Source organism: Dietzia cercidiphylli, from assembly GCF_014145145.1.
Taxonomy (GTDB): Bacteria; Actinomycetota; Actinomycetes; order Mycobacteriales; family Mycobacteriaceae; genus Dietzia; species Dietzia natronolimnaea.
The window spans coordinates 1-5,050 of record NZ_JAALEA010000004.1 but is presented as its reverse complement, the minus strand read 5'-3'; the positions used below and the strand labels follow the sequence as shown (position 1 = coordinate 5,050).

Below are 5,050 nucleotides of genomic sequence, written 5' to 3'. Positions count from 1 at the left end.
CGGGGTCGCCGAGGACGCGGTAGGCGATGACGGTGCCGTCGGAGGAGACGGCGGACGAGACGGCGGGTGTGGGTGCAGAGTTCATGGGACTCATCGTGCCAGCCGCACATGAGTCGGCCGGGGCCGAGCGTTCCGGCCACACAAGCCGGACCGGGGCGGCTACCGTGGTCCAATGGCAACCACCACCACCCAGATCGACTCCGACGTCGTGGTCCGCACCTTCTTCGACGCCCTCGTCTCGGGCAACGTCCCCGCCGCCGCCGACCTGCTGGCCGACGACGTGTGGTGGGCCAACATCGGGCTCCCCACCATCCGGGGTAAGCGCGACGTGGTCAAGGCGCTGTCGGCCATGGGCGCCACCGTGGACTTCGACGCGGAGATCCACCACCTCGCCGTGGGCGCACCGGCGGACCCGACCACCCCAGGCTCCCCCGCCATCGTGCTCACCGAACGCACCGACTACCTGGGACTCGGGCGATTCCGCTGCGGTTTCTGGGTCTGCGGACGCCTCGAGGTCCGCGACGGCCTCGTCTGCGGCTGGCAGGACTACTTCTCCAAGTCCGACATGGCCCTCGGCACGGTGCGCGGGCTGGTGGGGATGATCACCGGACGGGGTCGCTGAACTCGTCGTCGTCGAGCACCTAGTCTCTGGGACATGAGCTTCGATCACCCCGCCGCACGCGCGCGCCTGGCCGCCCTCCCCGCCGACACCCGCATCGCGGTGGTGACCGGCGCCTCTTCCGGGATCGGTGAGGCCACCGCGCGCGAACTGGCCGGGCTGGGGTTCCACGTGGTCGTCGGCGCCCGGCGACTCGACCGGCTGCAGGCGCTCGCGGACGAGATCGGCGGCACCGCCATGCCCCTGGACGTGACCGATCCCGCCTCGTGTGAGGCGTTCTGCGCGGCCGTCCCCCGGCTCCACGTGCTGGTCAACAACGCCGGCGGCGCCAAGGGCACGACCACCGTCATGGACGCCGACGAGGAGCAGTGGCGGTGGATGTGGGAGACCAACGTCCTGGGCACTCTTCGGCTCGTGCGCGGCCTCATGCCGGTGCTCGTGGAGACCGGCGACGGCCTGGTGGTGACCATCACCTCGATCGCCGCGCTGGAGTCCTACGACAAGGGCAGCGGCTACACCACCGCCAAGCACGCGCAGGCCGTGCTGCACCGGACGCTGCGCGGGGAGCACCTGGGCCAACCCGTGCGGTTCACCGAGATCGCGCCCGGCATGGTGGAGACCGAGTTCTCGCTCGTGCGGTTCGACGGCGACGACGACAAGGCCGGCGCCGTCTACCAGGGATTGACCCCCATGGTCGCACGCGACATCGCCGAGATCGTGGGGTTCGTGGCGAGCCGGCCGTCGCACGTCAACCTGGACCAGATCGTGGTCAAGCCGCGGGACCAGCACTCGGCCATGCGGGCCCACAGGCGCTGAGCGGTACGGTCCCGCGGTGGCGCGGTGGCGCGGTGGCGCGGGACCCCGTTGGCAGGTCCCGCCGACAAGGCCAGGCTTACCGATGTTCGGTTAGGCTTACTGACCTGGTAAAACGCGGTTGCCGGCCCTACTGTGGGACCCCTGGGGCGCAACATGCCCCGGGCGAACCTCGACGCCCGTCGAGGTCCCCCGAGAGGAAGGGTGCCATGATCATGGCCAAGAAGTCGTCGTCGTTCACCGAACTCCTGTCCGCGCAGGTCGGTCACGAGTTCGCCGCGAGCCAGCAGTACATCGCGATCGCAGTGTGGGCCGACGCCAAGGACCTGCCCCAGCTCGCCGGGCGCTTCTACCAGCACAGCCTCGGCGAGCGGAACCACGCCATGATGATGGTCCAGTACATGCTCGACCGCGACATCCCGGTGACCATCCCGGCCGTGCCCGGCCCGCAGGCCGAGTTCGACGGCCCCGTCGCCGCCCTGCGCCACGCGCTCGAGCAGGAGAAGCAGGTCACCCGTCAGATCGAGTCGATGTTCCAGGCGGCCCGCGCCGAGTCCGACCCGCTGGGTGAGCAGTTCATGCTGTGGTTCCTGCGTGAGCAGGTCGAGGAGGTCGCCAACATGAGCACCCTGGTGGCGATCGCCGAGCGCGCGGACAACGACTGGTTCCGCATCGAGGAATACCTCGCACGCGAGACCGACACCTCCACCAACACCGGCACCCCGCCCGCGGTGGCCGGCGGCGCCGTCTGACCGGACATCCCGGATCCGGCGAGCGGGCTCGGCCGGTACGGGCGGGGCTGGTGTTGGCGGGGCCTGTACGGGCGCGGGCGGGTCAGGCGCAGCTGTACTCCACGTAGCTCACCCCGCTGTCGAACCCGATCCGCCGGTGCGTGACCAGGGACCGCGCACCGGTGGACCCGGCGATCAGCGGTCGCCCCCGGCCGATCACCACCGGGTTGACCTTGAGCCGGAACTCGTCGATCTCGTCCGCCAACGCCGCTGCCAGCTCCCCGCCACCGCAGAGCCAGATGTCGAGCGGGGAGCTCTCCGCCTTGAGTCGTCGGACCAGTGTCACGGGGTCCTCGTCCGACGCAGTGAGGCCCGTCTCCGCCGGCAGATCACCCGGCCGATGGGTCACCACGTACTGGCGCAGGTGCGGGTAGCCGCTGGCCAGCCCCTCGTCGACAGCGACTTGATGGGTGGACCGGCCCAGCAGAACCGTGTCGAACACCCATGGGGCGGTCCCCGCGAGCCCGATCGCGCCGCGGATGTGACCGGGGATCGTCTCCGGATAGTGCTCGACGAGCCAGGCCATGTGGTCGCCCTCGAGCGGAAAGAAGTCCGTCCGTCCGTCGGGGTCCGCGATGAACCCGTCGGCGGTGACGGCGATGTAGTAGATGAGCTTGCGCATGGGTGAGTCCCTTCGTGGTCTGTGATCAGGGGAAATGGAGCGGGTCAGCCGAGCCGGATCACGTCGTCCACCCCCACCCGGGCACAGAAGCCGTCGTCGTGGCTCACCAGGACCAGGGCCCCGCGCCACCGCGCGAGAGCGTCGGCGAGCACCTCCACGCCGGCGAGGTCGAGGTTGTTGGTGGGCTCGTCCAGGATCAGCAACTGCGGAACCGGCCGCGCGAACAACCTCGCCGCCAACGCCGCGCGCAGACGTTCGCCACCGGAGAGCTCGGCGAGGCGGCGGAACCCGGCGTCCCCCGTGAACAACATCCGCGCGGCGTGGGCGTGGACCTGCTCGGGATCGGCCTCAGGGCGCACCGCCCGGATCGCGTCCACCACCGACCTGTCGGGATGCTCGACCCGCAGATCCTGCGGCAGCAGAGCCCAGGGCACGTGCGCCGCCTCGTCGTCACCAGCTCCGGCGGACCCGTCACCGAACAGGCGCCGGAGCAGCGTGGTCTTGCCGCTGCCGTTGGGGCCGGCGAGCCGTATCCGCGCAGGCCCGGTCAGGTGGATGCGACCGGCGACCGGATCGAGGGTGTCAATCACGCTCCGCCCGGCCGGCAGCCCCGGGTCGGGCATCGGGATCCGCAACACCTCCTCTCGGCGGACGGCGGCGTCGGCGTCCTGCATCCGCGCGCGCGCCTGCTCGACTCCCTGCTCGTGGACCGCGCGTAGTCTGCCCGCGGATTCCTGGGCGGACCTGCGACGTGCGTTCATGAGGATCTTGGGCATCCCGCCGGCGGCCTGCACCCGACGCCCCTGCGCGAGTCGGCGGCTCGCCTTCTCCATCCCGTCGACCCTGTCCCGCTTCTCCGCGCGCAGCTCGTTGCGGGCGTCCGCCAGCGACTGCACCGCGGCCGACTGCTCGAAGTCGACGACCTCCCGGTACAGCGAGTACGGCCCCCCGAAGAGTCGACATCGTCCGGACCGCAGCTCCACCGTGGCATCGGCCCGTTCGAGCAGTTCCAGGTCGTGGCTCACCGCCACAGCGATCCGCCGCCCTGCGGAGACGAACCCCTCGAGCGCCGCGAACAACCTGGCCCGGGCCGGTCGGTCGAGGTTGGTGGTCGGCTCGTCGAGAAGCAGCACCTTCGGCTGCCCCAGGAGTCGACCCGCCACCGCCGCGAGCGTGCGCTCCCCGCCGGACAACTCGCCCACGGGTCTGGTCAACTCGGCGGGCAGGCCCAGCTGGTCGAGCAGCGCGAGGGTCCGTTCGGCGACGGACCAGTCATCACCGATGCGGGCGAAGTCGTCGTCGTCGCCCTCTCCCGCCTCGATCCGATGCAGCGCCGCGAGCTGCGGGCCTATCCCGAGTTCGTCGGCGAGGGTGCGGCCGGGCGAGGCGTCGACGAGCAGCTGCGGCAGGTATGCGACCGCGGGCGGGCGGGCGGGCTCGCCGTCGACGGAGATCGACCCGGCGGACAGCGGCAGCTCCCCGGCGATCACGCGCAGCAGCGTGGACTTGCCGGCGCCGTTGCGGCCGACCAGTGAGGTCAGACCGGGGCGCACCGTGAGGTCGAGCCCGGTGAAGAGTGTGGTGTCGTCGGGGAACGCGTAGGCGACGTCCGACAGGACGAGGGAAGACATGAGTGCTCCAGGGAGGTGGCGGGTGGGCCGGGTCTCACCTGGGGTCGAGCACTGTGCTGTGGCTCCTCGTGTCGAGTTCTCGGCTGGCGCCCCTCGCGCCCGCAGGTCTCCCCGCGGTCACGCCGTGCGCCTGCCGACTTCCGCTGTGCACAGTACGCCGGGGGGCCACCGCGGGCAAGGGCTGCACGCGAGGCACGAGAGCACGCGAGGTCCCGTCTGGTCGAGGCTACTGCGGCGATTCCGCCGATTCACCGCAGTAGGCACGACCAGAACGCCGTGCCTGCGGCGGGCGGGCGCGTCACATGAACGCGCTGGGCGGGAGGCCTTCGCGGCTGGTCATCGGCAGCTCCTTCTCGAGCTTCTCCATGAAGAAGTGCGACTGCACCGCGGTCCAGATGTTGTTGGTGAGCCAGTAGATACCGATCGCGATGGGGAAGTTGAAGAAGTACGCGCCCACGATCGGGAAGAAGGGGAACAGGTACATCATGATCTTCATCGACTGGTTCATCGACTCGGTCATGGACTCGGCGATCGACTGGAAGTCCTGCGGCTTGCCCGCAGCTGCCGAGCCCGC

Annotated in this window: 5 protein-coding genes and 2 pseudogenes; 3 read left to right on the top strand and 4 right to left on the bottom strand. The window is 70.6% G+C overall.

Features of this window, described 5'->3' with window-relative positions; genetic code table 11:
• Nucleotides 1-172 precede the first annotated feature (172 nt).
• The 3 genes from G6028_RS00250 (at nt 173) to G6028_RS00240 (ending at nt 2,184) form a co-directional block, all read left to right on the top strand.
• On the top strand, nt 173-622 hold the full coding sequence (locus G6028_RS00250) for a limonene-1,2-epoxide hydrolase family protein (RefSeq protein ID WP_182657632.1): 450 nt from the start codon (nt 173-175) through the stop codon (nt 620-622).
• A gap of 33 nt (nt 623-655) precedes the next feature.
• Nucleotides 656-1,435, top strand: coding sequence for an SDR family NAD(P)-dependent oxidoreductase (locus G6028_RS00245; RefSeq protein ID WP_182657630.1), 780 nt, complete (start codon nt 656-658; stop codon nt 1,433-1,435).
• A gap of 206 nt (nt 1,436-1,641) precedes the next feature.
• On the top strand, nt 1,642-2,184 hold the full coding sequence (locus tag G6028_RS00240) for a ferritin (protein ID WP_422110508.1): 543 nt from the start codon (nt 1,642-1,644) through the stop codon (nt 2,182-2,184).
• Nucleotides 2,185-2,266: 82 nt separating this feature from the next.
• Here the strand turns inward: G6028_RS00240 and G6028_RS00235 are convergent, their stop codons facing one another.
• The 4 genes and pseudogenes from G6028_RS00235 to G6028_RS00225 form a co-directional block, all read right to left on the bottom strand.
• A complete protein-coding gene (locus G6028_RS00235; protein WP_182657628.1) occupies nt 2,267-2,845 on the bottom strand; it encodes a dihydrofolate reductase family protein in 579 nt (192 codons plus the stop codon).
• A gap of 44 nt (nt 2,846-2,889) precedes the next feature.
• The gene (locus tag G6028_RS18240) at nt 2,890-3,468 is read right to left on the bottom strand and encodes an ATP-binding cassette domain-containing protein (protein WP_479682417.1); all 579 of its coding nucleotides are present in this window, start codon (nt 3,466-3,468) and stop codon (nt 2,890-2,892) included.
• A 495-nt stretch (nt 3,469-3,963) separates the two neighbouring features.
• A pseudogene (locus G6028_RS18235) lies at nt 3,964-4,404 on the bottom strand (ATP-binding cassette domain-containing protein); the annotation flags it as partial.
• Between the two features lie 370 nt (nt 4,405-4,774).
• Nucleotides 4,775-5,050 (bottom strand): annotated as a pseudogene (locus tag G6028_RS00225) (membrane protein insertase YidC); the annotation flags it as partial.